The organism is Rheinheimera nanhaiensis E407-8 (assembly GCF_000296695.1).
Lineage (GTDB): Bacteria > Pseudomonadota > Gammaproteobacteria > Enterobacterales > Alteromonadaceae > Alishewanella > Alishewanella nanhaiensis.
In genome coordinates this window covers 1-25,395 of the sequence record NZ_BAFK01000019.1, presented here as the reverse complement: position 1 = coordinate 25,395, position 25,395 = coordinate 1, and the positions used below count along the sequence as shown (strand labels likewise).

Genomic DNA, 25,395 nt, shown 5'->3' with positions numbered 1-25,395 from the left:
CAAATTCTCTTACGTTACTTTGAGCGCCCTAATTGCCAGTTTTGGCAGAATTAGCGGGGGGATTATCCCACTAACATGCAGCCAATAGCAACTGAAATCTAATATTAGCAGAGTATTGCAAACCCATGACGGATGAAATCAAGTTACCTGTACAAATAGTTGAAATAGAACCTGATTTTATTGGTCAGCGCATAGACAATTTTTTGTTAGCACGGCTTAAAGGCGTGCCAAAAAGTGTCATTTATCGGGTTTTGCGCAAAGGTGAGGTGCGAGTGAACAAAAAACGCATCAAACCCGAGTACAAACTGCAGCAGGGCGATGTGGTGCGTATACCACCCATTACGGTAGCAACCCAGGCTGAACCGGTGTCGGTTAAGCTGTCGCTGGTGAAAAATCTAGAGCAGCATATTTTATTTGAAGATAACGACTTGATTGTACTGAATAAACCATCTGGCATGGCGGTGCATGGTGGCAGCGGTTTACAGTTTGGTGTTATCGAAGCCCTGCGGGCACTGAGGCCGCTGGCCAAGCATTTAGAGCTGGTGCACCGGTTAGACCGCGATACTTCAGGCTGTTTGTTAATTGCCAAAAAACGCTCGGTGTTAACCCATTTACATGAGCAGCTGCGCAACAAAACGGTAGAGAAAAAATACTGGGCGCTGGTAGCGGGTGACTGGGACAACAAGGTGCGTAAAGTGACCGAGCCGCTGAAGAAAAATACCTTACAGTCAGGCGAGCGGGTAGTACGGGTAGATGAGCAGGACGGCAAACCGTCGGAAACGCGCTTTCGCATTTTACAGCGTTACCAGCAAGGCACTCTGGTAGAGGCGTTTCCGGTAACGGGGCGCACCCATCAAATTCGCGTGCATACAGCCTGTAAAGGTCACCCGATCGCTTGTGATGATAAGTACGGTGATAATGTGTTTACCGCACAAATGCAGCAGCTTGGCCTGAACCGGTTATTTTTACATGCCAAAACCTTAAGCTTTATGCATCCGATGAGCGAAACCACCCTGCGGATAGAGGCACCGCTGGATGAGGCGCTTGAGCAGGCACTTAGCAAATTAACGAGAAAGTAATGCAACAGATAGCAGTAGAGAAAGTCGCGTTAGTGGTGTTCGATTGGGACGGCACTGTGATGGACTCGGTTGGCCGTATAGTGTCCTCGTTACGTGCCGCCGCCGGCATCGCTAAGCTTAAGGTGCCGACCGAGCATGCGGCAAAACAGATTATTGGTCTGAGCCTGGATCCGGCCTTTGATATATTATTCCCCGGCATTACTGAGGCGCAGCGCGCACTGATGTTTCAGCATTACCGCGACCATTATATGCTGCACGACACCACGCCAACACCGCTATTTAGCGGGGTAGAGCAGGTACTAAGCCAGCTTAAAGACAGCAATATTAAACTGGCAGTGGCAACCGGCAAGCAGCGGCGCGGCTTAAACCGCATGTTTGATGAAACCGGTTTGGCTAAGTATTTTGATACCAGCCGCTGCGCCGATGAAGCGCAATCTAAGCCGCACCCGGATATGTTGCAGCAAATTTTGCATCAGTTGGATGTGCCGGCACAGCAGGCCATTATGGTGGGTGACACCAGCCATGATATGAAAATGGCCCAGGCGATCGCCATGCCACGCGTTGGCGTAACCCATGGTGTGCATGGCCGCGAGGTATTAAGCCAGTTTGAACCCAAAGCCATTATTGATAGCCTACCAGAGCTTATGGACCATATTTACTAGTCTTTGTCGGTGTTAGGACAGCACCGGGTTGCCCACGTCAACACGCCGTGAACCCATCCCTGGGGGCTCGATTCGGCCATCCTGGCCTGCAACGGTTGACTTAGAGCAATCCGGTACCGTCCCACGCTAAGCTGGCTTGTTAAGCAGTATATTAAAACCCTCATTTAGCAAAAGCCGATTTAGCTGAAGCAGAGGCAAACCCATCAAACTATTAGGGTCATTACCCTCCAGCTTATCAAACAGGCAAATACCCAGCCCTTCACTTTTAAAACTGCCGGCACAGTCCAGTGGCTGCTCTTTTTCAACATAAGCGCTAATCTCGGCCGCTGACAGATGGCGAAATTGTACATGAAAGGGCTCAATAATAACTTGCTGACGTGCCGTGGCCGCATTAATCAGCGCCAGGCCGGTAAGAAAAGTGACCCTTTGGCCACTGAAACGGCGCAACTGCGCGCAGGCGTTTGCGACGCTATGCGGTTTGCCGATAATCGCATTGTCAAATACCGCCACCTGGTCAGATCCAATGACTAAACCAGAGCTTAAACCGGCGGCCACCGCCTGTGCTTTAGCCAGTGCCAGACGGCTGACCAACTGGGTTGCGGTTTCGCCGGCCAGCGGCGTTTCATCTACCTGTGGCTTAACCGCTGCAAAATCACGGGTCAGCTTGCTTAACAGTTGCTGGCGGTAAACCGACGTTGATGCCAGATAAAGCGCTGGCAAGGTCGCATCAGACATAAATAAACGCACCGGGTTAATTCAATTGTGGCTACTTTAAACAGAATGCTAAAATAGCGCGAGAAAAACCGGAAAAAACTGCCAGATCCCTTTGACAGTAAAGGGTGGCTTCTATATGATGCGCGCCTTATGCAAAAAGTAAAAATGCCCGTTACTATAGATCCGGTTAAAGCCGCGCAAAAACGCTCTGATTATGAGGGTGTTATACCGTTGGTAAATTTAACCCGATTAACCGAAAGTCTGCTGCATAAGCAGGGTGAGGTAGCGGTACGAGTTGAATGCGGTACTGACCAGCAAGGCCTGACTGTAATACAGGGTAGCGCCAGTTGCGAAGTGAGTGTAACCTGCGAGCGTTGTGGTGATGCCATGACACTGTCGCTGGACTGCAATTTTGCATACACTCCGGTTAAACCGGATGATGACGCTGCTTTGGAGTTAATTCCCGAGCGCTACGACGTGATCGAGAAAGACGAACACGGCGAGATAAATTTACGACAGTTAGTGGAAGATGAGCTGATCCTGGCTTTGCCATTGTTCCCGATGCACGACGAAGCGGTTTGCGCCGTTAGTGCGGCATCGATGAGCTTCGGCGATATTGGCCCGGAACCGGAAAAACCCAATCCTTTCGCTGTACTGGCAGAATTAAAGAAAAAGTGAGTTTAGGAGAAATACCATGGCTGTTCAGCAAAACAAAAAATCACGTGCACGCCGCGACATGCGTCGTTCACACGATGCATTAACTGGCCCAACGCTGTCAGTTGATTCTACTACCGGTGAAACGCACCGTCGTCACCACATTACTGCCGATGGTTACTACAAAGGCCGTAAAGTAAAATAAGTCTGAGTGCACCGGGTGCAGCCGCTTAAGCTGACACTTGCTTTAGACATGATGGGGGGCGATCACGGCCCCCATACTACTATTCCTGCCGCCCTGGCAGCTGTCTGCGAATTTCCTGAATTACAGCTTATTCTCTGTGGCGATGAAGCCGTGTTAACCGAGCAGTTAAAACTGCACGGCGTGTTTCCGCACCCGCAATTAACTGTGCGCCACTGCAGCCAGGTGGTGTCGATGGCCGACAAACCATCGGTGGCGCTGCGCTCCAAACGTGACTCCTCCATGCGCGTCGCGCTGGATTTAGTCGACAAAGCCGAAGTACAAGCTTGCGTTAGCGCCGGCAACACCGGGGCTTTAATTGCGATGGCGCATTTTGTGCTGAAAATGCTCAACGGCGTCGATCGACCGGCACTGATCAGTGCTTTGCCCGCCATTGAAGGCAATCCGGTGTATATGCTGGATTTGGGTGCCACAGTAAACTGTGACGCCGATACCTTGTTTCAGTTTGCCGTGATGGGCGCGGTAATGGCCGAAGAAGTGATTGGTATCAGCCAGCCCAAGGTAGCGCTGTTGAACATGGGCGAAGAAGAGATCAAAGGCTCAGATCAAATTAAACGCGCTGCTATGTTACTGGCCGATTGCAACGACATTAATTACATCGGCTACATTGAGGGTAACGATATTTTTACCGGCAAGGCCGATGTTATCGTTTGTGATGGTTTTGTCGGCAATGTGGCGCTAAAAACCTGCGAAGGCGTAGCAAAACTGATTTTGCGCCGCTTTGAGTCCAGCATTAAAGATAAGGTGGCTGCGCAATTATTCGGCTGGCTGATCAAACCTTTTATTAAAAACCTTTATCAGGGTGTGAACCCCGACCACTATAACGGTGCAAGTCTGATAGGATTGCGCGGAATTGTAGTGAAGAGTCATGGAAATGCGTCGAAAGATGCCTTTCTCAGTGCCATCCGGCAAGCGGTACGTGAAGTTGAACGTCAGGTACCGGCTAAGATAAAAGATCGGTTGGAACACGTATTAATTGATAAAGCGTAGGTCCTCATGTATTCACGCATTATAGGTACCGGGAGTTATTTCCCGTCGCAGGTTCGTAGCAACGCTGATTTAGAGTCTATGGTAGAAACCACAGATGAGTGGATCATTGAACGCACCGGCATTAAAGAGCGCCGCATTATCGGTGACGATGAAACGGTAGCGACTATGGGCGCGCAGGCGGGCTTAAAAGCCATCGAAGCGGCCGGCATCGATAAAAACAGCATAGATATGATTATCTGTGCCACCACCAGTGCCTCCCGCGCCTTGCCCAGTGCAGCCTGTGAAATTCAGCGCGAGCTGGACATTCCGGCTATTCCCGCTTTTGATATTGCTGCCGCCTGCGCCGGGTTTTGTTACGGCTTAAGTGTGGCCGATCAATATATTAAAAACGGTCTTGCCAAGCGTATTTTGGTGGTGGGCTCCGATTGTTTATCCCGTTTAGTGTCACCGGAAGACAGAAGCATGGTGATCCTGTTCGGTGATGCCGCCGGCGCGGTGATTCTGGAAGCCTCAGAGCAGCCCGGTATTTTATCTACGCATATTCACGCCGATGGTAAATATTCAGAGCTGTTATACGTTGATAACCCGATACGCGGTGACGAGCAATCTGTACACAGCTCCTGGGGCTCAATGAAAGGCAATGACGTCTTTAAAGTGGCAGTAACCAAGCTGTCCGAAGTGGTCGAGCAGACGTTGGCGGCTAACAATCTGGATAAATCACAGATCGACTGGCTGGTACCGCATCAGGCTAACCTGCGTATCATTTCTGCCGTTGCGCGCAAATTAGATATGTCGATGGAGCAGGTTGTTATCAATCTCGATCGCTACGGCAATACCTCGGCCGCCACAGTGCCAACCGCTTTAGACGAAGCCATTCGCGATGGCCGTATCCAACGGGGTCAAACCTTATTGCTGGAAGCCTTCGGCGGCGGTTTTGCCTGGGCTTCAGCGCTGGTGCGTTATTAAGCACTAGCCAGTAATATTTTTAATCTTTGCAGGATCTATTATGACAACCAAACTTGCAATTGTATTTCCCGGTCAGGGCTCGCAAAGCGTGGGCATGCTAGCCGATTTATATGCCGAATTTGACACAGTAAAACAAACCTTTGCTGAAGCCTCTGCAGCATTGGGCTACGACTTATGGGCGCTGGTGGCACAAGGCCCGGAAGCCGATTTAAACGAAACGCACCGTACCCAGCCGGCGCTGTTAACCGCGTCGGTGGCAGTGTGGCGCTTATGGCAGCAGCAGGGTGGTGCGACACCTGCCTATTTTGCTGGCCATTCGCTGGGCGAGTATTCGGCGCTGGTCTGTGCCGGTGTGCTGTCTTTAGCCGATGCGGTAAAACTAGTGGAAAAACGCGGGAATTATATGCAGCAGGCGGTGCCGGCCGGTGTTGGCGCCATGTCGGCCATTATTGGTTTGGATGACGCGGCCATTGCTGTTGCCTGTGAGCAGGCAGCGCAGGGCGAAGTGGTATCGCCGGTAAACTACAACTCGCCAGGCCAGGTGGTGATTGCCGGCCATAAGGCCGCAGTAGAGCGGGCCGGTGAGCTGTGTAAAGCCGCAGGCGCCAAACGTGCGCTGCCATTACCGGTGAGCGTGCCGTCACACTGTGCATTAATGCGCCCGGCGGCGCAAAAATTAGCCCAGGATTTAGCGGCACTTAGTTTTAATGATGCTGTCATACCGGTGGTGAATAATGTCGATGTTGCCGTAGCCAATGATAGCGCCGCGGTGAAAGATGCGTTGGTACGCCAGTTATACAGCCCGGTGCGCTGGACCGAAACCATCGAGTGGTTATCAGCGCAGGGGGTAACCCAGGTATTAGAGCTGGGCGCCGGTAAGGTGCTTAGCGGTCTGATTAAACGTATCGATAAAGAACTTGTTACCAGCTCAGTAGGCGATGTCGCCTCGCTGCAAGCGGCATTAAGCGCAGAATAAAGGATTACAGATGACACAGTTTATTTCTTTAGAAGGTAAAGTTGCCCTGGTAACCGGTGCCAGCCGCGGCATTGGCCGTGCTATTGCCGAGCAATTGGCCGCACTGGGTGCCAAAGTCGTTGGCACTGCCACCTCAGAAAAAGGCGCTGCAGCAATTAGCAGCTATTTAGGCGATAACGGCTGCGGCCTGGTGCTAAACGTTGCGGATACGGCGTCAATTGAACAATGTTTAGAGCAAATTAAAAACCAGTTTGGCGAAATCGATATTCTGGTTAATAATGCCGGCATTACGCGCGACAATTTACTTATGCGGATGAAAGATGAAGAGTGGTTTGACATTATGCAAACTAACCTCACCTCAGTGTATCGCTTAAGTAAAGCAGTGCTGCGCAGCATGATGAAAAAGCGTTTTGGCCGTATTATCAGCATAGGCTCGGTGGTGGGCTCTATGGGCAACGCCGGTCAGACTAACTATGCTGCGGCTAAAGCCGGTGTGTTAGGCTTTACCAAATCACTGGCGCGCGAAGTGGCGTCACGCGGTATTACCGTAAATGCGATAGCGCCGGGTTTTATTGACACCGACATGACCAAAGAGCTGTCGGATGAGCAAAAAGAAGCGATTTTTGGCCAGGTGCCGGCAAACCGTTTAGGCCAGCCGGAAGAAATTGCCGCTACCGTTGCGTTTTTAGCCTCTAATCAGGCGGCGTACATTACCGGCGAAACGATTCACGTAAACGGCGGCATGTATATGGTGTAACTTGGGGTTGCCAAGCAGGTTTGACCAGCGCAAAATGCTTGTCGGTTTGCTTGCAACACAACAGGCTTACGCATAAACTAGCGCCACACCAAATTGCACGAATTGTTGCGATTTATATGAGAAAAAGGAAGAAAAGATGAGCAACATCGAAGAACGCGTTAAGAAAATTATCATTGAACAACTGGGCGTTAAAGAAGACGAAGTGAAAAACGAAGCGTCTTTTGTTGACGATCTGGGCGCTGACTCACTGGACACAGTAGAGCTGGTTATGGCGCTGGAAGAAGAGTTCGATACTGAAATTCCTGACGAAGAAGCTGAGAAAATCACTACTGTTCAGTCTGCTATTGATTACATCAAAGCACACGCTGAGTAAGTTATCAGCTTGCAGAACGGGTAGCTAAGCTACCCGTTTTCGTTTTAAGACTTTACAAATTTCCATGGCGGAGGGTTTTGTGGCAAAACGTCGTGTGGTTGTTACCGGTTTAGGCATGTTAACGCCGCTGGGTAATGATGTTGCCTCAAGCTGGCAGGGTTTACAGCAGGCGAAAAGCGGTATTTCACTGATCGAGCATTTCGATACCAGTGCATACAGCACTAAGTTTGCTGGTTTGGTGAAAAATTTTGATGTAGAGCCATTTTTTGCTGCGAAAGAAGCAAAAAAAATGGACTTGTTTATTCAGTACGGTGTAGCGGCCGGTATTCAGGCCTTTCGTGACTCTGGCCTGGAAATTACCGAGCAAAATGCACCGCGTATTGGCGCGGCTATCGGCTCTGGTATTGGCGGTTTGGGGTTAATTGAAGAAAACCACACCAAACTGATTAACAGCGGCCCTAAGCGGCTGTCACCGTTTTTTGTGCCGTCTACCATCATTAATATGATTGCCGGCCAGCTCTCTATTATGCTGGGCTTGCAGGGGCCAAATATCAGTATTGTTACCGCCTGTACTACCGGCGTGCACAATATCGGCCATGCGGCGCGCATGATCAGTTATGGCGACGCCGACGTGATGATTGCCGGTGGTGCCGAAAAAGCCTCAACGCCACTGGGTATGGGCGGTTTTGGTGCCGCACGTGCCTTGTCTACCCGCAACGAGGCGCCAGAGCAGGCCAGCCGGCCCTGGGATAAAGACCGCGATGGTTTTGTGCTGGGCGACGGTGCCGGTGTGATGGTGCTGGAAGAGTACGAGCACGCCAAAGCCCGTGGCGCAAAAATTTATGCCGAACTGGTGGGCTTTGGTATGAGCGGTGATGCCTATCATATGACATCACCGCCAGAGAACGGCGCCGGCGCTGCCGCTGCCATGCGCAATGCGCTGAACGATGCCGGTGTTAACCCGGAGCAGGTCAGTTACATTAACGCCCACGGCACCTCAACGCCCGCCGGTGATATAGCTGAAACCAAAGCGATTAAAACGGTGTTTGCCGGCAATGTAGATAAACTGATGGTCAGCTCGTCCAAGTCGATGATTGGCCACCTGCTAGGCGCTGCCGGCTCGGTAGAGTCGATTATCACTGTATTATCGCTGCAGGATCAGCTGGTGACGCCAACCATTAACCTGGATAACCCGGATGAAGGCTGTGATCTGGATTATGTGCCGCATCAGGCCCGTCAGGTAACAATGGATTATGCGCTGTGTAACTCCTTTGGCTTTGGCGGTACTAACGGCTCCATTCTGTTTAAACGCGTTTAATACGCGGGTTAAACCAGTGTAATTGCCTGTTTTTACAGCAATCGTTAATTTTGTAACAGCGCTAAGGCTGCCTGCGGGCGGCCTTTGTTTTATCGGCATTTTAAGGCATACTGCGGCCAGATTTATTTTATCTGGTTAAGCGGATGGCAGTTAGCCTGAACGATCGCAGTTTTAATTACGGAGACGGCACCTTTACCACCATGCAGGTACAGCAGGGGCGTATTCAGTTGTGGCCCTTGCATCTGCAGCGTTTGCAACACGCCGCCACCGTACTGGGGTTTACCGGTATCAATTGGCAGCAGCTGCAGCAGCAAGCCTTTGCGGCGGCTTCGGCTTACACAGATACACCGCAGGTATTAAAGTTGTTGCTATCGCGCGGCGAGGGTGGCCGCGGTTATGCCACTGCCGGTGTAACTGATGCCAGGCTGTATATCAGCAGCAGCGCCATGCCGGATTATGAAGAGATACGCCGCAGCGGGGTGCGCATGCAGCTGGCACAACTAAAGCTGGCGGTGCAGCCTGTGCTTGCAGGGCTTAAACATAATAACCGTTTAGAGCAGGTGCTGTTAAAGCAAGAGCTTGCCGGCACTGACGCTGATGATTTACTGGTGCTGGATCAGCAGGGTTATATCACCGAGGCTACTGCCGCTAATGTGTTTTTCTACCGTGAGAATAATTGGTACACGCCAGCACTTAAACGGGCCGGTGTGGCCGGTGTGATGCGTCAACATCTTATGCAACAAACTGCGGTAACAGAAGTAAATTGGCAACCATCAGAGCTTAACCATATTGATGCCATGTTTATTTGTAACGCCCTGATGGGCATAGTGCCGGTATCCATGCTGGCCGGTAAAGCCCTAGCGCTTAAGCCGGTACAGCAATTTAGCGAGTCACTGGTATGGTAAAACAACTGAAATGGCTAAGCTTGCTGGTTATCTCGGCAATAGTGCTGCTGCTCGGCGCTTATCTTGCGCTTGTTAACCATATCGCTCAGGTAGGTCTTCAGTTACCGGCAGGTATTCATCAGGTTAATGCCGGCAGCTCGGCGCTAAGCTTGTGCCGCCAGTGGCAGCAACAAGGGTTTATTAGCAGCACAGATTGTCAGCTGCTGCGGCTGTATTTAAAACTTAAGCCCGGCGAGGGCGCTGTAAAGCAGGGCGTGTACCGGCTTAATACTGAAAAGCGCCTGCTGGACGTGCTGGCACTGTTTCGCAGTGGCCGTGAAGCGCAGTTTGCCATTACCCTGATAGAAGGTGAAACGCTGGCACAAAGCCTGAACCGCTTAGCACAGGCGCCTTATTTAGTGCAGGATCTGGACTCCGCCGCGCAGGTGCAGGCATTGCTGCAATGGCCACCAGAGTGGGGCGAGCCGCCGTTATCCAGCGAAGCCCTGTTATACCCCGATACCTATTACTACACAGCGAACAGTCGCTTAAGTGCGCTGGTAAAACGGGCCCAGCAGTTACTGCTAACTGAACTTGAACACGCCTGGCAGCAGCGACAGGGCGATTTGCCGCTGCAAAACCCGTATCAGTTGCTGATCCTGGCGTCTATTATCGAAAAAGAAAGCAGCTACCCGCCCGAGAGGCCACTGGTGGCGTCGGTATTTGTTAACCGGCTGCGTAAAAATATGCGCCTGCAAACCGACCCCACTGTTATTTATGGCCTGGTCGATTTTAACGGCAATATTACCCGTGCCGATTTAAATAACCCGCACCCGTACAATACCTACCGGCACAGCGGCTTACCACCCGGGCCTATCAGTCTGGTTAGCCGTGCCTCGCTGTTGGCGGCCGCGCAGCCGGCTGAGACTGAGCTGTATTACTTTGTTAGCAAAGGCGATGGCACGCATCAGTTTTCATCGACCTTAGAGCAGCACAACGCTGCAGTGCGAAAATATATTCTGGGAGGCCGTTAATGCCGGCGCAGGCTAAATTTATTGTGGTTGAGGGGCTCGAAGGTGCCGGTAAAAGCACGGCTATTGCCTTTGTTAAACAGCAACTTGAACAGCAGGGAATTAAGCCGTTGTGCACCCGCGAGCCGGGTGGTACCCCGATGGCCGAGCGTTTGCGTGAGCTGGTAAAACAGGTGCAGCAGGACGAGGTGGTGGCGCCGCAAACCGAATTATTACTGATGTATGCCGCGCGCATGCAGCTTATTTGCAATGTGATTAAGCCGGCACTGGCGGCCGGGCAATGGGTGCTGGCCGACCGGCACGATATGTCGTCACGCGCTTATCAGGGCGGTGGCCGTCAGTTAGACGAGCAGTTTATTAATCAGCTACGCAATGCGGTGCTCGGTGATTTACGGCCTGATTTAACGCTGTATCTGGATATCGATCCGGCTATCGGGCTGGAGCGGGCCCGGCAGCGTGGCGCGCTTGATCGGATTGAACAGGAACAGCTGGCGTTTTTTCAGCGCACCCGGCAGAAGTACCTGCAAATTGCCCATACTGAACCTAATATCGCTATTATTGACGCCAGTCAGCCATTAACGGGCGTGCAGCAACAACTGGCGTTGGCGCTGCAGCCACTGTGGATGGGCTAAATGTTACCCTGGCTGGTAGCCTATCAGCAGCAACTGGCTGCGCTGGTAACCAGTGCTAAGCTGGCGCACGGCTTATTGCTAACCGGCCCACAGGGCATAGGTAAACAGCAACTGGCCGATTACCTGGCTGCACTGCTGCTGTGCCCGGTGAGTAACAAGCCCTGTGGCCAATGTAAAAGCTGCCTGTTGCGCCTGGCCGGTAACCACCCGGATTTACTGGTGATAGACAGCAGTAATGCCAGTATAGGGGTAGATGCGATACGTCAGCTCGGTCAGTTTATGGCCGGGCGGGCACAGCAACAAGCCAATAAGGTGGTATTGCTGGCAGAGGCAGACAAATTAACCGAAGCGGCCGCCAATGCCTTATTAAAAACGCTGGAAGAGCCACCACAGCACAGCTTTATTATTTTACACAGCGCCCATCCGGATACGCTGGCGCCGACGCTGATCAGCCGCTGTCAGCGCTGGCATATTGCTGCGCAGTATGACAAGGCCGCACAGCAGTGGCTGGCACAGCACAGCAACAGGGCCGTACCTGATTTTTTACTGGATTATTGTGCCGGCGCGCCGCTAAAAGCCTTAGCCATGCTGGAGTCGGGCGAGGCGGAGCATATTCAGCTGTGCTTTAGCGCGTTGGATGGCTTTTTCGCCGATACGCTCAGTTTGCCAAAGCTGCTAAAACAGCTGGAGCACCTGACAGCGCTGCGCGCCTTACTGGGTTGGTACTTGCGGCGCAAGTTGTTGCCTGCGCTTAGCACTAATGGCGCTAAAACCTTAGCGCTGCATCAGCTGTATAGCCGCTGGTGTCGTGACGAAACTCAGATTTTAGGGCAAAATAAGGCACTGGCATTAAGCGCCTTATTAACCGCGCTGAAAAAGCTGGCCGGTTAAGCGGAGGAAAAATGGAAGAGTTAGCCATAGGTTTTAACGATTTAAAAGAGCTGTACCGCAGCTATATGCCGTTTTTGAAAAACGGTGGTTTGTTTATCCGCACACCCAGGCAGTACAAAATGGGCCAGTCACTGGCGCTTAGCGTAACCCTGCCAGACGCCTTAGAGCCGGTAGTGGTGTCGGGCAAGGTTGCCTGGATCACGCCGCACGGCTCACAAAGCTCTAACCCGGCCGGTATTGGTATTAGTTTTATCGATGATAAAGCCCAGCTTGGTGCCCAGATTGAAAAATTATTGGGTGGCATGCTGAACTCGGCCGATCCGACCCACACTATTTAATGCCGTTGCTGCTATCGGTGTTACAGAAATTTGAGAGTAGCCTTTGTTTGTAGATTCACATTGTCACCTGGACCGGCTAGAGCTGGATAAGTTGGGGCTAAGCCTTGAGCAGGTTATTGCCCATGCCCAGGCGCAGCACATAGAGCATATGCTGTGTGTTTGTGTCAGCCTGGCTGAGTTTGAACAAATGCGCGCCCAGGTCGCCGCTTTTCCGATGGTGTCTATTTCCTGTGGTGAGCATCCGCTGCATCAGCAGGATAAGGTAGCTGCCGAGCTATTGCTGGAAAAATGCAGTAGCAAAGATGTGGTGGCGGTGGGCGAAACCGGGCTGGATTATTTTTACGCGCCAGAAGCCAAACTTAGCCAGCAGGATGCCTTTGTCAGCCATATTGATGTCGCTAAAGCGCTGAATAAACCGCTGATTATTCACACCCGTGACGCGCGGGCGGATACTATCGCGCTAATGCGCAGCCACCAGGCCGATAGCCCCGGCGGTGTGCTGCATTGTTTTACCGAAGACTATGACACTGCCAAAGCAGCGCTGGATTTAGGCTTTTATATTTCTATTTCCGGCATTATGACCTTTCGCAATGCCGATGAGCTGCGCAGTGTGGTGAAAAAGCTGCCACTGGACCGCTTACTGATAGAAACCGACGCGCCTTATTTAGCGCCGGTACCGTTTCGCGGTAAAACCAACCAACCAGCTTATGTTACGGCAGTGGCACAAGCGGTGGCTGAGGTGAAAGGCGTTAGCCTGCAGCAACTGGCACAGCACACCACGGCCAACTTTTATCAGTTGTTCAAGCAGGTTAAAAAAGCGGCTTAAATCAAGGGGCTAGATAAAAGAAGCCCGGAACCAATCCGCATTGTTCCGGGCTTAGGGGAATGGCTCATAGGGAATGAGCCGTGCGCTATCGTTACATACTGCAGGTGTCAAAAGGTAAGATTTAGTGTAGTTAATCGGCAGCATTTTGCCCGAGCTAAATTGCTTGCTAAGTGGGTGCTGCGTACAGCTAATTTTTATTTTCGCCCCCAGCTTATCCTCAAGTTATCCCCAGCTTATTGCGTGAAAACGGCAACTTTACTGCGTTTAACCTGTTTTAGGGGCAGTGCCCTGGCCGGCATTTCTTATAGTTATTAGGTATTATCACCGGGTTAAATAATAAACAAAAAATCTAAAAAAAATCTGGCATCCACAGCTTAATTGTGGGTGCTAATACACCAGCCCTGTAAAGTCCTGTAGGCAAACTTTAGTCTTATTGTCGACAATATTTGCTTTGCTGCGCTTGACTAAGCGTGCTTTTGCTAATTAAAGTACTGGCATGTTTATTTATGTCGACAATCTTTTATGCAAACCCCGCTGATCAGACCGGCCGTTACCGCTGCAGACCGAGTATTACTGGAGATCCAGCGTGCTATTGTTGAAGGTGATATTGCCGCCGGTAGCAAGATCAGCGAGCCAGAGCTGGCCAAACGCTTTGATCTAAGCCGGGCACCATTGCGTGAAGCCTTAGCCCGCTTAGAACGCTGTCATTTAATTGAGCGTATTCCCAATGCCGGTGCCCGGGTAGTGAAATTGTCGACACAGGGCCTGTTATCTTTATATCAACTGCGTGAAACCCTGGAAGGCTTAGCCTGCCGCTTAGCGGCCGAGCATATGGCGGATAGCGAAATTGCTGAACTACGGGCCTTGCTCGATCAGCATCTGAGCACACAGCGGGTGCGCGAGGGGGAAAGTTACTACCAGGAAGCCGGCGATTTAGACTTTCATTACCGGGTGATCCTGGGTAGTAAAAATGCATATCTCATCAATATTTTATGTGATGAGTTATACCATCTGGTACGGATGTACCGGGTGCAGCTTGGCATGAACGGGCCGCGGGTATCGCGCGCATTTGACGAACATAAAGCTATTCTTAATGCCATTGCCAACCGCGATGGTGAACTGGCCGATTTACTGATGCGCCGCCATATCGCAGCATCACGGCGCAATATCGAAAAACAACTGGAACAAACGGGGACCTAACATGAGCACACTGACTGCCGGACAAAAACTGCGCGCTGCCATTAGCGCCAACCAACCGCTGCAAATTGTCGGCACCATTAACGCTTACACCGCGATGATGGCCGAACGCACCGGCCATCAGGCGCTGTATTTATCCGGTGCCGGTGTGGCTAACGCCTCTTTTGGTTTGCCAGATTTGGGCATGACGTCGTTAAACGATGTCTGTGAAGATATCCGCCGCATTACCGGCGCTACCAGTTTACCGCTGCTGGTCGATGCTGACACCGGCTGGGGCGGCGCTTTTAATATCGCTCGTACGGTAAAAGAAATGACCCGTGCCGGCGCGGCCGGTTTTCATATTGAAGATCAGGTGGCGCAAAAGCGCTGCGGCCACCGGCCCAACAAAGAAATTGTCAGCTTAGACGAGATGGTCGATCGGGTTAAAGCTTCTGTTGATGCGCGCACGGACGAGAGCTTCGTTATTATGGCGCGCACCGATGCGTTAGCCCAGCAAGGCTTAGAGGCGGCTATCGAGCGCGCTATCGCCTGCCAGGACGCCGGTGCCGATGCCATTTTCGCCGAAGCGGTGCATACGTTAGAGCAATATCAGGCCTTTACTAAGGCGCTTAAGGTACCGGTACTGGCCAATATTACTGAATTTGGCCAAACGCCGCTGTTCAACAAAGCAGATCTGGCTGCGGTGGGTGTGGCGATGGTGCTGTATCCGCTTAGCGCGTTTCGCGCCATGAACAAGGCCGCGCTTAATGTGTACCAGTCTATTTTGGCCAATGGCGATCAAAAAGCCGTGGTAGACAGCATGCAAACCCGCGCCGAGCTGTATGACTTTTTAAACTACCACAGCTTTGAACAGAAACTCGATCAGCTGTTTAGCAGCAAGAAATCTTAATTGTTAGTTTTGAATATTGAGCTTTTAATTTAAAGACAACGGGGAGAACACCATGTCAACAGGTAAAGTACTTTCAGGCGCAGGCTTGCGCGGTCAGGTCGCCGGTAAAACGGCGCTGTCAACCGTGGGTAAAACCGGTTCTGGCTTAACCTATCGTGGTTATGATGTAAAAGATTTAGCCGCACAGTGCAGCTTTGAAGAAGTGGCGCATTTAATTTTAAAAGGCGAGCTGCCAACACAGGCTGAGTTAACCGCTTATAAAGCTAAATTAAAAAGCCTGCGCAGCTTACCGCAGGCATTAAAAGATGTATTAGAGCGTATTCCTGCATCAGCCCATCCGATGGATGTGATGCGCACCGGTTGCTCTATGTTGGGTAACCTGGAAACCGAACAGAGCTTTGCCCAGCAGCAGGACGTGACTGATCGCATGCTGGCGATTTTCCCGGGCCTGGTAAACTACTGGTACAACTACAGCCACCACGGTAAGCGCATTGAGGTAGAAACCGGCGCCGATTCTATTGCCGAGCAGTTTTTATGGACCTTACACGGCAAAAAGCCTGCGCAGCTGCATGTCGATGTGATGCAGGCGTCACTGATTTTATACGCCGAGCATGAGTTTAATGCCTCTACCTTTACCGCCCGCGTCTGTGCTTCCACACTTAGCGATATGCACTCTTGTATTACCGGCGCGATTGGTTCACTGCGCGGCCCACTGCACGGTGGTGCAAATGAGGCGGCGATGGAGCTGATTGAAAAGATGGTGAGTCCGGATGATGCCGAGCAAAAACTGCTGGGTATGCTGGCGCGCAAAGAGAAGATCATGGGCTTTGGCCATGCCATTTACTCTGAGTCTGACCCGCGTAACGCTGTGATTAAAGAGTGGTCTGAAAAGCTGGCTAAGGCGAACGGTGATACTAAGCTATATGACGTATCTGTGCGCTGTGAAGCGGTTATGTGGCGTGAGAAGAAGCTGTTTTGTAACGCCGATTTCTTCCATGCCTCGGCTTATAACTATATGGGTATTCCAACCAAGCTGTTTACGCCGATATTCGTCTGCAGCCGCTTAACCGGCTGGGCCGCCCACGTGATGGAGCAGCGCGCCGATAACCGTATTATCCGGCCAAGCGCTGATTACGTTGGTGTAGAGCCACGTAGTGTGAAGCCAATTGCGCAGCGCGGGTAAAAGAAAAATAGCCTTTGAGTTTCGGTTAAATGGATCGGTTGCAACACCCATTGTGCTCGCCACAGCAACTCGCCCTAATGCCTACGGCAGGGCTCAGACACTCTGTGGCTGCGCAAATGGGGTTCCAACCTACCATCGTAGAACCATAATACATTCAAAGAGGGCATAGCCCTCTTTTTGCCAGACAGAGTAATCACCATGAACAGCCAATACCGTAAAAAACTGCCCGGCACCAACCTGGATTACTTCGACACCCAGGCCGCGGTAGATGCCATTGAACCCGGCGCTTATGCCAAACTGCCGTACACCTCGCGTGTACACGCGGAAAACCTGGTACGTCGCTGCGATCCGGCCATGCTAACCGATGCGCTTAAACAGCTGATTTACCGCAAGCGCGATTTAGACTTCCCCTGGTTTCCGGCCCGCGTGGTATGCCACGACATTTTAGGCCAAACCGCACTGGTCGACTTAGCCGGCCTGCGTGATGCCATCGCCGAAAAAGGCGGCGATCCGGCCAAAGTAAACCCGGTAGTGCCCACCCAGTTAATTGTTGACCACTCGTTAGCAGTAGAACACGCTGGGTTCGAACCAGACGCCTTTGAGAAAAACCGCACTATTGAAGACAGGCGCAACGACGATCGCTTCCATTTTATTAACTGGACGAAAAAAGCCTTTAAAAACGTCGATGTCATTCCGCCAGGCAACGGCATTATGCATCAGATTAACTTAGAGCGGATGTCGCCGGTTATTCACGCCCGCGATGGCGTGGCTTTTCCCGATACCTTAGTGGGTACCGACAGCCATACACCGCATGTGGATGCTTTAGGCGTTATCGCCATTGGCGTGGGCGGCTTAGAGGCCGAAAGCGTGATGTTAGGCCGCGCCAGCTGGATGCGCCTGCCGGATATTATCGGTGTAGAGCTAACCGGCAAAGCGCAACCTGGCATTATGGCCACTGACATTGTGCTGGCACTGACCGAGTTTTTGCGCAAAGAAAAAGTGGTATCCAGCTACCTGGAATTCTTTGGTGAAGGCGCTGACAGCTTAAGTTTGGGTGACCGGGCAACCATATCCAATATGACGCCGGAATACGGCGCCACCGCGGCCATGTTCAGCATTGACCAGCAAACGCTGGATTATTTAACCCTGACCGGCCGCGAGCCGGAGCAGGTAAAACTGGTTGAAACCTACGCCAAAACCGCCGGCCTTTGGAGCGAAAGCCTGAAAACCGCCGAGTACGAGCGGGTACTGAAGTTTGATTTATCCAGTGTGGGCCGCACTATGGCCGGGCCATCTAACCCGCATGCGCGTTTATCAACCCGCGATTTAGCCGCTAAAGGCATTGCCGGTAAGTACGAGCTTGAAGAGGGTAAAATGCCCGATGGCGCAGTGATTATCGCCGCTATCACCAGCTGTACTAACACCTCTAACCCGCGCAATGTTATTGCCGCCGGTTTGCTGGCACGTAACGCCAATAAACTGGGTTTAACCCGCAAACCCTGGGTGAAAACCTCCTTAGCGCCTGGCTCTAAAGCGGTGCAGCTGTATCTGGAAGAGGGCGGCTTATTGCCAGAGCTGGAGCAGCTGGGCTTTGGTATCGTCGGTTTTGCCTGTACCACCTGTAATGGCATGAGCGGCGCACTGGATCCGGTGATCCAAAAAGAAGTGGTAGAGCGTGATTTATACGCCACCGCGGTGTTATCCGGCAACCGTAACTTTGATGGCCGTATTCACCCCTATGCCAAACAGGCATTTTTGGCCTCACCGGCCTTAGTGGTGGCCTATGCTATTGCCGGTACTATCCGCTTTGATATCGAAAAAGACGTGCTGGGCTACCATGATGGCAAGGCCATTACCTTAAAAGATATCTGGCCAAGCGATGCCGAGATAGATGCGGTGGTGGCGCAAAGCGTGAAACCCGAGCAGTTTCGCAAGGTGTACGAGCCGATGTTTGCACTAAGCGTAGATTACGGCGAAAAAATCAGCCCGCTGTACAACTGGCGGCCACAAAGCACCTATATTCGCCGTCCGCCCTACTGGGAGGGGGCTTTAGCCGGTGAGCGCACGCTAAAAGGCATGCGCCCACTGGCACTGTTGCCGGATAACATTACTACCGACCATTTATCGCCGTCTAACGCCATAATGATGGACAGCGCCGCCGGTGAATACCTGCACAAAATGGGCCTGCCGGAAGAGGACTTTAACTCGTACGCTACCCACCGTGGCGACCATTTAACCGCGCAGCGTGCTACCTTTGCCAACCCCAAGCTGATTAACGAAATGGCGATTGTTGATGGCAAGGTGAAGCAAGGCTCACTGGCCCGCGTTGAGCCCGACGGCAAAGTGATGCGCATGTGGGAAGCGATAGAAACTTATATGGATCGCAAACAGCCGCTGATTATCGTCGCCGGTGCCGATTACGGCCAGGGCTCGTCACGCGACTGGGCAGCCAAAGGCGTGCGCTTAGCCGGTGTTGAAGCCATCGCTGCCGAGGGCTTTGAGCGTATTCACCGCACTAACTTGATTGGTATGGGCGTGCTACCGCTGGAGTTTAACGCCGGTACCACCCGTAAAACGCTGGGCTTAGATGGTACGGAAACTTACGACGTAGTGGGCGAGCGTACACCACGGGCGACCTTAACGCTGGTTATTCACCGCACCAACGGTGAGGTGTTAAACGTGCTGGTAACCTGCCGCCTGGACACCGCCGAAGAGGTGTCTATTTACGAAGCCGGCGGTGTACTGCAGCGTTTTGCACAGGACTTTTTGCAGGGAGCAGTGTAATGGCTGCTCCTCAAATAAAAATCCCCGCGACTTACATGCGTGGCGGTACCAGCAAAGGCGTGTTTTTTAAACTGACCGATTTACCCCAGGCCGCCCAGGTGGCGGGTAAAGCGCGTGACAACCTGCTGCTAAGGGTTATCGGCAGCCCGGACCCCTACGGCAAACACACCGATGGTATGGGTGGGGCTACCTCCAGCACCAGCAAAACAGTGATCTTAAGCAAAAGCGCCAAAGCTGAGCACGATGTCGACTATTTGTTTGGTCAGGTAGCGATTGATAAACCCTTTATCGACTGGAGCGGCAACTGCGGTAACTTAACTGCCGCGGTTGGCTCTTTTGCTATCAGCAATGGTTTAGTGGCGCAAGATCGCATCCCGCAAAACGGCATTTGTACCGTGCGTATCTGGCAGGCCAATATTGGCAAAACCATTATTGCCCATGTACCGATGACCAACGGCGAGGTGCAGGAAACCGGTGACTTTGAACTGGACGGCGTCACTTTCCCGGCCGCTGAAGTGCAAATCGAGTTTTTAGACCCGGCTGCCGATGAAGGCGAGGGCGGCGGCGCCATGTTCCCCACCGGCAATCTGGTTGATACCTTAGACGTGCCTGGTGTGGGTAGCTTTAGCGCTACGCTGATAAACGCCGGTATTCCGACCATTTTTGTTAATGCAAGCGATATTGGCTACACCGGTACAGAGCTGCAGGATGCGATAAATGGCGATAATGCAGCGCTTACCCGCTTTGAAACTATTCGCGCCTATGGCGCAGTAAAAATGGGCCTGATTAGCGATATTTCTGAGGCCGCCGCGCGGGCGCATACGCCAAAGATTGCTTTTGTCGCGCCGCCACAAAGCTATGTCGCGTCCAGTGGCAAGCAGGTAAATGCTGGTGATATCGACCTGTTAGTACGGGCATTATCGATGGGCAAGCTGCACCACGCCATGATGGGCACCGCAGCCGTTGCTATTGGCACCGCCGCCGCGATTCCCGGCACCCTGGTAAACCTGGCAGCCGGTGGTACTGAGCGCGAAGCCGTGCGCTTCGGCCACCCGTCCGGCACCTTGCGCGTTGGTGCGGCGGCAACCCAGGTCAACGGCCAGTGGACAGTAACCAAAGCCATAATGAGCCGCAGCGCGCGGGTATTAATGGAAGGGTATGTGCGCGTACCGGGTGATTGTTTCTGACCATTTTGAGTAAGTTGAAAAGGGCGCTGCGGCGCCCTTTTTTATAGCAGTTGTGACAATGGGCTTTGAACGCCCGCCGCACCGCGATTAAGTACATGAGTGTAAATTTGCGTTGTGCGCACATCGGTATGGCCTAATTGTTCCTGTACAGTGCGAATATCGGCACCGGATTCCAGTAAGTGAGTCGCGAAACTGTGACGTAGAGTGTGGCAAGTCACCTGTTTTTGAATTTTGGCCAGTTTAGCTGCTTGTTTAATCGCTTTTCTGACGGTGGTTTCGTCAATATGGTGGCGTCTAACCGTTTTAGACTCGGGATCCACGCTAAGCACTGCAGAGGGGAATAAATACTGCCAACCAAGTTCAAATGGCGCAGATGGATATTTAACCGAAAGTGCGTTAGGTAGCCAAACTCCGCTGTACTGAGGGTTTTGCCTGTCTAGCAGCCAGTATTGCTGCACCAAATCTGATTGATTACGTAGCAAAACCAATAACTCGGCAGCCAGTGTTACCCTGCGGTTTTTATTGCCCTTACCTTGCCAAATCATCAGCGAGATATAGTCGTAATCAACATCTTTTATCCGTAGCCGTACGGCTTCCATCAAACGCAGTCCGCTGCCATACAATAGCTGAGCAACCAATTTATATTTTGGGTCAATTGCCAGCAACAAGCGTTGTACTTCATCGCGGGTTAATACCACCGGTAATTTAGTCGCAACCTGCGCTTTATGAAAACGCATCTCAAGAGATAACGGGCGCTGAATAATATGCCGGTATAAAAAAGCCAATGCATTAAGCGCAGTCGCCTGAGTTTTTGCGGCCACATTTCGTTGATTACTTAAATATGACAAAAAAGCTTCTACTTCAGCCTCAGCCATTTGCGACGGATGTTTCTTGCCATGGTAAAGAATGTAAAACCGGATCCAATGCTCGTAAGTGTCTATTGTTCGCCTGGCATAGCGCCTTGTAGTCATAAATTCTCGGACGAAATTCAGAAACGCAGAAGCCATAATAATTAACCTAAAACAGCTGTTTAAATAAACAGTAGTTTGCTTTGAGTTTTTTATCAACAACTCGCGGGTGTAAAACCCGTATTTTTCATGCTTAATAATTGCTACAAGATAAAAATGCTTGATTTACATTTAACTAGCGGAATAAACTCAAGGTCATTTTGTAACTTGCGGGACCTTGAACGCACAACTCGCGGGTCTTGGTCCTCTGAATAAGCTGTTAAGAATCAGATGAGAACTCAATTTTTGGCCAGTCCATGGTCAGCTCGTATTCAAAGCGTAGCCAGATACGGCTTGCTCGCAGCCGCATGCACCTTTCTAGTGTCACCGGTCACAATGATTGGGTATGTTGTCGCTGTGACTTTGTTGCCGGCGCTATTTGTAGCGATCTTCATGGCTGATCGAGCGTGGGGCCAGCGGTTTTCTGGCAGCAAGCTGATGTGGATTATTAAGTACCTGATTTTGCTTGCGGTGTTCTTTATTGGGCTTGAGGTAATTGAGCACTTCAGGCCATACCTAAGCCCGCATTTTTCTTAACAAGGTGGTCAACGGGACGCCTACTACGCTGCGCTCCGTAGCCGCCCGTTACCACGGCGTTAACTGCCCGGAGGTAAAGTGGGAATTCAAAGGCAAGAGACATTGATCCACTGGAACTTCTTCTTATCCATTGAAGAGGACCTAGATAGGCTTGGGCGTTTTGTGGATTTCTCTGCGAACGATGACGCATTCTCAATTGAGATTGCCAGACTATTTTTGGCTGCTAGCGCAGAAGTCGATGTTGTTCTCAAGCAACTATGCAAGGCGTTGAACCCTGACAGCGAGGCAAGCTCAATTAATGCTTATCAAGCTGAGTTACTGACTGTATTGCCTAACTTCCAGGAATTTGAAGTGATTCTTCCAAGGTATGGTCTGACTTTGAAGCCTTGGACAGATTGGGGGAATAATCATCCTCCCTTTTGGTGGCAAGATCACAACAAAGTAAAGCATCACCGCCATGAGCACTTCGACAAAGCAAATCTAAAGAATTGCCTGAACTCTATCGCGGCTCTCTATGTATCGGTGCTGCATCTTTATCAACAGCAAGCCTCAGAAGGTGAGCTGTTGCAGCTCCCTAAGTTATTCAATGTTGCCGATAGGCACTTCGGTGGCACTAAAATGGGGCGCTATGGACATTCGTTCAAATACAATTTGCTGTAGCAGTTAACAAGGCCAGGCACAGCGACGGCTTTTTCGTTGCGGCTTCGCCTTCACTACAAAGCCGCGCGTGCTGGCGGCGTTATAGGTAATGGTCGTCGTAAATAACCTTTGTTTTTGGTTCAGCTTTAGGTATCTTTTCAATCAGTGTCAGGTGTTTTTTCCTGCGCTGTAAGGTGGTTATCTCTTTATTACAAACCAAAACGGTTTTACCGTTATTAAGTGCAAACTCTTTTGCTTGGTTGGCTATCCAGCTTTTGCCGCCCCTTCTCATTGCTGCCCCCTATAACAAGTCACGTCAAATGACGCGGTGTAAGTCGGTTAAATTAATATCTACTCCCAGCGCGCATTTGCGCTCGGCGTTAGCCCTACAAGGAGCATTTGTGCAGATTACAGTCAAAGGGCCGAGGTTTTGGTGCCAGGAAGACGAAGATAAGTTTTTTGAGTGGATATACTCTCTGCCAAATTATCAATCGGTAACAGGCCGCGGTTTAGATTTAATAATTGAGCTAAATGAGCCAGTACCGCAAAGTACGATAAACCAGTTATTCGTGTTATTTAAACGTTGGGAGCTAGACTTTAACGCTTTGGCTCCTTTAAAAAATATCAACAAAAGCCATATTGCTTGGGTCAATGAGTTCTTCAAGTAAAGTATGGCTAACAAGGCGCAGCACTCGCGGCCTGCGGCCGCTGGGATGCCAACCGCTACGCGGTCGTCACCCGTGTGCTTTGCGTTAGCCGTGCATTTTTGAGTAAGGATTCAAATTAATGAAAAAGTACGTAGTAAGTTTATTTGTCGCTTTGGCATTGTTCGGATGTGCAACAGATCCAAATTCGCCAGATTACCCGATATCTCAATCAGACGTGCAGGCGGAAACTTTTACATATATCAATCTTGGGAGTGATAAAACTGAATTATGGAAGAGGGCTAGAAATTATATTGCTACTGCTTATGGTGATAGCAAAGCTGTTCTGCGAGTGGAAGACGAATCTGGCGGAACCTTAATTGGTAAGGGACTTATTCGATGGAAGATGTTAACCACGCCGCTAAGCCCTTATTGTTACTCCGAATATGACATTAGATTTGTTGCAAAAGATAGCAAAGCTCGCCTACAGCTTGAACTTCTTCCGGGAGTGCCTGCTATATCTGAATGTGTAGGTTGGAGACTGCCGTCTAAATATGGTTATGAACAAATTTTAAGTAGCTTTTCGGCGATGTCTGAACAGCTTGAATCCAGCTTGCGTGGCGAAGGCAAGTTAGACGCGATGAAGAACTTTTAACTTACTCTAGGGCAAGTGCTCGACGCTAATAAACACTATGAAAATAGTTTAGTCTTTGCGTGATAAGGAAAAAATGTTCAGAAGTTTAAGGAAAGGTTCAAGACCAGTTTATTTTCAGCTAGAAAGTACATCGGCAAAAATTAGGGCCAAGTGCTTTGAATCTGAAATTAACGGAAGCACGGCTATTTTACGGTTCACGTTAAAGCCAGTTGACGTTAATCAATCGCAAGATGAAAAACTTCTTCACAAAGAAGCCACCATATTTGCTTCTTTAACTGATGAAATTATCATTGATGGCTTTTTGGCCCATAAAAAAATAAGTCCGAATAAAATCGTTGAGTATAAATTGGAAATCTTAAGTCGAGAGAAAAAACTCACCTTCGATGTAATACCGAAAATTGAGATTTTGAGTAGCGTAAGATATTTATATCTGAATGTGAAAAATGGCTAACAAGCCACGGCATTCGGGGCCTGCGGCCCCTGCGACGCTCACAAGTTCGCGCGCATGCGCGGGGCGTTAGCAGGTTTTCGGGTTTTAACGGTTTCAGTCAGTAGTTTTATTCCGGCCTTGCTCGCGTTTGGTTTTCTTAGCGGCGGCGCCAAAAGTAAAGGTTCGCCAGTTTGCGGGTTTGCTGCAAACGGTGGTGGCGGCAGCGTTGTTCTTCTTGGCTTCGCTAAACCAGTTTTACAGGTTCCGGTTGGCTCGCCGTATCGCAGCTGGCTGGTTTAGTTTTTAATAAAAGCAGCCGTGCCGTTGTTCGGGTTTGCCAGTGCGGCAAGCCGCGAAAGTCCGGTGTGGGCTGCTAACAAGGCCAGTCAAGCGACGCCAAACAGCGTCGCGCTTGCTGGCAGCGTTAAATTCATAGAGGTACTAATGAGAAAACTTATATCAATACTAATAGTAGTATTTGCAACTTCTGCATATTCGGGAGAGTGGGTAGAGTTGCCGCCGGCAAACTTCGGGCAACTTGAAATTGTTGAGCAAAATACATTTTCATTTGCAGATGAGGGTGTCTATATAAAGCATAAGTCTGAATATCCATTTAGCTCATCTTTATCATGTTCAAAAAAACAATTTGTTGCGTTTGTTGAGCCAAAGCTAGCTGATCGAGCGCTTTCAGTTGTGATGATGGCTATAGCTACATCAAAAACTGTTAAGTTCTACGTAGATGGTTGCACTCACGACTATCCTAAGGCCGTTAGCATTATGCTCGTGCCCTGAAATTAACAAGTTTAGGCATAGGACGCCGAAAAGACCCGGCGCCCATGCTAAAAGCGTTAAGTGTCTAGGAGAATCAGTGCCAAATAACAAAAAGCTAG

The 25,395-nt window shown here is 50.7% G+C and carries 29 protein-coding genes; 27 read left to right on the top strand and 2 right to left on the bottom strand.

The window, feature by feature from the left end; translation table 11 throughout:
- Positions 1 to 125: 125 nt before the first annotated feature.
- Both rluC and RNAN_RS14315 read left to right on the top strand, forming a co-directional pair.
- Positions 126 to 1,079, top strand: a complete 954-nt coding sequence (gene rluC, locus RNAN_RS14320; RefSeq protein ID WP_008223056.1) for a 23S rRNA pseudouridine(955/2504/2580) synthase RluC — start codon at positions 126 to 128, stop codon at positions 1,077 to 1,079.
- Positions 1,079 to 1,741, top strand: a complete 663-nt coding sequence (locus RNAN_RS14315) for an HAD-IA family hydrolase (protein WP_008223055.1) — start codon at positions 1,079 to 1,081, stop codon at positions 1,739 to 1,741. The genes rluC and RNAN_RS14315 overlap by 1 nt, the downstream gene beginning before the upstream one ends.
- A 126-nt stretch (positions 1,742 to 1,867) precedes the next feature.
- Here the strand turns inward: RNAN_RS14315 and RNAN_RS14310 are convergent, their stop codons facing one another.
- A complete protein-coding gene (locus RNAN_RS14310; protein WP_008223053.1) occupies positions 1,868 to 2,476 on the bottom strand; it encodes a Maf family protein in 609 nt (202 codons plus the stop codon).
- Between the two features lie 129 nt (positions 2,477 to 2,605).
- On the opposite strand from RNAN_RS14310, the gene yceD reads away from it, so the two are divergent.
- From yceD to prpF, 19 genes are all read left to right on the top strand, one after another.
- Entirely contained in the window at positions 2,606 to 3,133 is a 528-nt protein-coding gene (gene yceD / locus RNAN_RS14305; RefSeq protein WP_008223051.1) for a 23S rRNA accumulation protein YceD, read from the top strand.
- A gap of 16 nt (positions 3,134 to 3,149) precedes the next feature.
- The gene (rpmF, locus tag RNAN_RS14300; RefSeq protein ID WP_008223049.1) at positions 3,150 to 3,314 is read left to right on the top strand and encodes a 50S ribosomal protein L32; all 165 of its coding nucleotides are present in this window, start codon (positions 3,150 to 3,152) and stop codon (positions 3,312 to 3,314) included.
- A gap of 6 nt (positions 3,315 to 3,320) precedes the next feature.
- Entirely contained in the window at positions 3,321 to 4,361 is a 1,041-nt protein-coding gene (gene plsX / locus RNAN_RS14295) for a phosphate acyltransferase PlsX (protein ID WP_008223047.1), read from the top strand.
- A 6-nt stretch (positions 4,362 to 4,367) separates the two neighbouring features.
- Positions 4,368 to 5,327, top strand: coding sequence for a beta-ketoacyl-ACP synthase III (locus RNAN_RS14290; protein ID WP_040552233.1), 960 nt, complete (start codon positions 4,368 to 4,370; stop codon positions 5,325 to 5,327).
- 40 nt (positions 5,328 to 5,367) lie between these two features.
- The gene (fabD, locus tag RNAN_RS14285) at positions 5,368 to 6,303 is read left to right on the top strand and encodes an ACP S-malonyltransferase (RefSeq protein WP_008223044.1); all 936 of its coding nucleotides are present in this window, start codon (positions 5,368 to 5,370) and stop codon (positions 6,301 to 6,303) included.
- Between the two features lie 10 nt (positions 6,304 to 6,313).
- Positions 6,314 to 7,060, top strand: a complete 747-nt coding sequence (gene fabG, locus RNAN_RS14280) for a 3-oxoacyl-ACP reductase FabG (RefSeq protein WP_008223042.1) — start codon at positions 6,314 to 6,316, stop codon at positions 7,058 to 7,060.
- Positions 7,061 to 7,196: 136 nt separating this feature from the next.
- A complete protein-coding gene (gene acpP / locus RNAN_RS14275; protein WP_008223041.1) occupies positions 7,197 to 7,433 on the top strand; it encodes an acyl carrier protein in 237 nt (78 codons plus the stop codon).
- Between the two features lie 79 nt (positions 7,434 to 7,512).
- On the top strand, positions 7,513 to 8,751 hold the full coding sequence (gene fabF, locus RNAN_RS14270; RefSeq protein WP_008223040.1) for a beta-ketoacyl-ACP synthase II: 1,239 nt from the start codon (positions 7,513 to 7,515) through the stop codon (positions 8,749 to 8,751).
- Between the two features lie 143 nt (positions 8,752 to 8,894).
- Positions 8,895 to 9,656 (top strand): aminodeoxychorismate lyase, encoded by a 762-nt coding sequence (gene pabC / locus RNAN_RS14265; RefSeq protein ID WP_008223038.1) that lies wholly within the window; start codon positions 8,895 to 8,897, stop codon positions 9,654 to 9,656.
- Positions 9,650 to 10,669, top strand: coding sequence for an endolytic transglycosylase MltG (gene mltG, locus RNAN_RS14260; RefSeq protein ID WP_008223037.1), 1,020 nt, complete (start codon positions 9,650 to 9,652; stop codon positions 10,667 to 10,669). The genes pabC and mltG overlap by 7 nt, the downstream gene beginning before the upstream one ends.
- Positions 10,669 to 11,298, top strand: coding sequence for a dTMP kinase (gene tmk, locus RNAN_RS14255; protein ID WP_008223036.1), 630 nt, complete (start codon positions 10,669 to 10,671; stop codon positions 11,296 to 11,298). The genes mltG and tmk overlap by 1 nt, the downstream gene beginning before the upstream one ends.
- Positions 11,299 to 12,189: a DNA polymerase III subunit delta' gene (gene holB, locus RNAN_RS14250; RefSeq protein WP_008223035.1), complete on the top strand. Its 891-nt coding sequence runs from the start codon at positions 11,299 to 11,301 to the stop codon at positions 12,187 to 12,189.
- Between the two features lie 11 nt (positions 12,190 to 12,200).
- Positions 12,201 to 12,527 carry a PilZ domain-containing protein gene (locus RNAN_RS14245; protein WP_008223034.1) on the top strand — a complete coding sequence of 109 codons (327 nt, stop codon included), beginning with the start codon at positions 12,201 to 12,203 and terminating at the stop codon, positions 12,525 to 12,527.
- Between the two features lie 43 nt (positions 12,528 to 12,570).
- The gene (locus RNAN_RS14240) at positions 12,571 to 13,353 is read left to right on the top strand and encodes a TatD family hydrolase (RefSeq protein ID WP_008223032.1); all 783 of its coding nucleotides are present in this window, start codon (positions 12,571 to 12,573) and stop codon (positions 13,351 to 13,353) included.
- A gap of 522 nt (positions 13,354 to 13,875) precedes the next feature.
- The gene (locus tag RNAN_RS14235) at positions 13,876 to 14,553 is read left to right on the top strand and encodes a GntR family transcriptional regulator (protein WP_008223028.1); all 678 of its coding nucleotides are present in this window, start codon (positions 13,876 to 13,878) and stop codon (positions 14,551 to 14,553) included.
- 1 nt (position 14,554) lies between these two features.
- Positions 14,555 to 15,439 carry a methylisocitrate lyase gene (prpB, locus tag RNAN_RS14230; protein WP_008223026.1) on the top strand — a complete coding sequence of 295 codons (885 nt, stop codon included), beginning with the start codon at positions 14,555 to 14,557 and terminating at the stop codon, positions 15,437 to 15,439.
- Between the two features lie 52 nt (positions 15,440 to 15,491).
- Positions 15,492 to 16,622, top strand: coding sequence for a bifunctional 2-methylcitrate synthase/citrate synthase (gene prpC, locus RNAN_RS14225; RefSeq protein ID WP_008223024.1), 1,131 nt, complete (start codon positions 15,492 to 15,494; stop codon positions 16,620 to 16,622).
- A gap of 198 nt (positions 16,623 to 16,820) precedes the next feature.
- Entirely contained in the window at positions 16,821 to 19,406 is a 2,586-nt protein-coding gene (gene acnD / locus RNAN_RS14220) for a Fe/S-dependent 2-methylisocitrate dehydratase AcnD (protein WP_008223022.1), read from the top strand.
- The gene (gene prpF, locus RNAN_RS14215; protein WP_008223019.1) at positions 19,406 to 20,593 is read left to right on the top strand and encodes a 2-methylaconitate cis-trans isomerase PrpF; all 1,188 of its coding nucleotides are present in this window, start codon (positions 19,406 to 19,408) and stop codon (positions 20,591 to 20,593) included. The genes acnD and prpF overlap by 1 nt, the downstream gene beginning before the upstream one ends.
- A gap of 41 nt (positions 20,594 to 20,634) precedes the next feature.
- Here the strand turns inward: prpF and RNAN_RS14210 are convergent, their stop codons facing one another.
- Positions 20,635 to 21,663, bottom strand: coding sequence for an integron integrase (locus RNAN_RS14210; RefSeq protein ID WP_272942689.1), 1,029 nt, complete (start codon positions 21,661 to 21,663; stop codon positions 20,635 to 20,637).
- 552 nt (positions 21,664 to 22,215) lie between these two features.
- Here RNAN_RS14210 and RNAN_RS14200 point away from each other — a divergent pair.
- From RNAN_RS14200 to RNAN_RS19270, 6 genes are all read left to right on the top strand, one after another.
- Positions 22,216 to 22,797: a hypothetical protein gene (locus RNAN_RS14200; protein WP_040552230.1), complete on the top strand. Its 582-nt coding sequence runs from the start codon at positions 22,216 to 22,218 to the stop codon at positions 22,795 to 22,797.
- A 173-nt stretch (positions 22,798 to 22,970) separates the two neighbouring features.
- Positions 22,971 to 23,444, top strand: coding sequence for a hypothetical protein (locus RNAN_RS19435; protein WP_237739930.1), 474 nt, complete (start codon positions 22,971 to 22,973; stop codon positions 23,442 to 23,444).
- Between the two features lie 118 nt (positions 23,445 to 23,562).
- Positions 23,563 to 24,075, top strand: a complete 513-nt coding sequence (locus tag RNAN_RS14185; protein WP_040552228.1) for a DUF4468 domain-containing protein — start codon at positions 23,563 to 23,565, stop codon at positions 24,073 to 24,075.
- Between the two features lie 55 nt (positions 24,076 to 24,130).
- On the top strand, positions 24,131 to 24,526 hold the full coding sequence (locus tag RNAN_RS14180; RefSeq protein ID WP_237739929.1) for a hypothetical protein: 396 nt from the start codon (positions 24,131 to 24,133) through the stop codon (positions 24,524 to 24,526).
- Positions 24,527 to 24,580: 54 nt separating this feature from the next.
- Positions 24,581 to 24,805, top strand: a complete 225-nt coding sequence (locus RNAN_RS19275; protein WP_040552225.1) for a hypothetical protein — start codon at positions 24,581 to 24,583, stop codon at positions 24,803 to 24,805.
- Between the two features lie 144 nt (positions 24,806 to 24,949).
- Positions 24,950 to 25,297, top strand: coding sequence for a hypothetical protein (locus tag RNAN_RS19270; protein WP_158467515.1), 348 nt, complete (start codon positions 24,950 to 24,952; stop codon positions 25,295 to 25,297).
- Positions 25,298 to 25,395: the final 98 nt, after the last annotated feature.

Bases quoted from the DNA above. Each gene is read 5' to 3' on its own strand.
- rluC (WP_008223056.1), top strand. From the start codon at position 126: ATGACGGATGAAATCAAGTTACCTGTACAAATAGTTGAAATAGAACCT.
- RNAN_RS14315 (WP_008223055.1), top strand. From the start codon at position 1,079: ATGCAACAGATAGCAGTAGAGAAAGTCGCGTTAGTGGTGTTCGATTGG.
- RNAN_RS14310 (WP_008223053.1), bottom strand. From the start codon at position 2,476: ATGTCTGATGCGACCTTGCCAGCGCTTTATCTGGCATCAACGTCGGTT.
- yceD (WP_008223051.1), top strand. From the start codon at position 2,606: ATGCAAAAAGTAAAAATGCCCGTTACTATAGATCCGGTTAAAGCCGCG.
- rpmF (WP_008223049.1), top strand. From the start codon at position 3,150: ATGGCTGTTCAGCAAAACAAAAAATCACGTGCACGCCGCGACATGCGT.
- RNAN_RS14290 (WP_040552233.1), top strand. From the start codon at position 4,368: ATGTATTCACGCATTATAGGTACCGGGAGTTATTTCCCGTCGCAGGTT.
- fabD (WP_008223044.1), top strand. From the start codon at position 5,368: ATGACAACCAAACTTGCAATTGTATTTCCCGGTCAGGGCTCGCAAAGC.
- fabG (WP_008223042.1), top strand. From the start codon at position 6,314: ATGACACAGTTTATTTCTTTAGAAGGTAAAGTTGCCCTGGTAACCGGT.
- acpP (WP_008223041.1), top strand. From the start codon at position 7,197: ATGAGCAACATCGAAGAACGCGTTAAGAAAATTATCATTGAACAACTG.
- pabC (WP_008223038.1), top strand. From the start codon at position 8,895: ATGGCAGTTAGCCTGAACGATCGCAGTTTTAATTACGGAGACGGCACC.
- mltG (WP_008223037.1), top strand. From the start codon at position 9,650: ATGGTAAAACAACTGAAATGGCTAAGCTTGCTGGTTATCTCGGCAATA.
- tmk (WP_008223036.1), top strand. From the start codon at position 10,669: ATGCCGGCGCAGGCTAAATTTATTGTGGTTGAGGGGCTCGAAGGTGCC.
- holB (WP_008223035.1), top strand. From the start codon at position 11,299: ATGTTACCCTGGCTGGTAGCCTATCAGCAGCAACTGGCTGCGCTGGTA.
- RNAN_RS14245 (WP_008223034.1), top strand. From the start codon at position 12,201: ATGGAAGAGTTAGCCATAGGTTTTAACGATTTAAAAGAGCTGTACCGC.
- RNAN_RS14235 (WP_008223028.1), top strand. From the start codon at position 13,876: ATGCAAACCCCGCTGATCAGACCGGCCGTTACCGCTGCAGACCGAGTA.
- prpB (WP_008223026.1), top strand. From the start codon at position 14,555: ATGAGCACACTGACTGCCGGACAAAAACTGCGCGCTGCCATTAGCGCC.
- prpC (WP_008223024.1), top strand. From the start codon at position 15,492: ATGTCAACAGGTAAAGTACTTTCAGGCGCAGGCTTGCGCGGTCAGGTC.
- acnD (WP_008223022.1), top strand. From the start codon at position 16,821: ATGAACAGCCAATACCGTAAAAAACTGCCCGGCACCAACCTGGATTAC.
- prpF (WP_008223019.1), top strand. From the start codon at position 19,406: ATGGCTGCTCCTCAAATAAAAATCCCCGCGACTTACATGCGTGGCGGT.
- RNAN_RS14185 (WP_040552228.1), top strand. From the start codon at position 23,563: ATGAAAAAGTACGTAGTAAGTTTATTTGTCGCTTTGGCATTGTTCGGA.
- RNAN_RS19275 (WP_040552225.1), top strand. From the start codon at position 24,581: ATGCGCGGGGCGTTAGCAGGTTTTCGGGTTTTAACGGTTTCAGTCAGT.
- RNAN_RS19270 (WP_158467515.1), top strand. From the start codon at position 24,950: ATGAGAAAACTTATATCAATACTAATAGTAGTATTTGCAACTTCTGCA.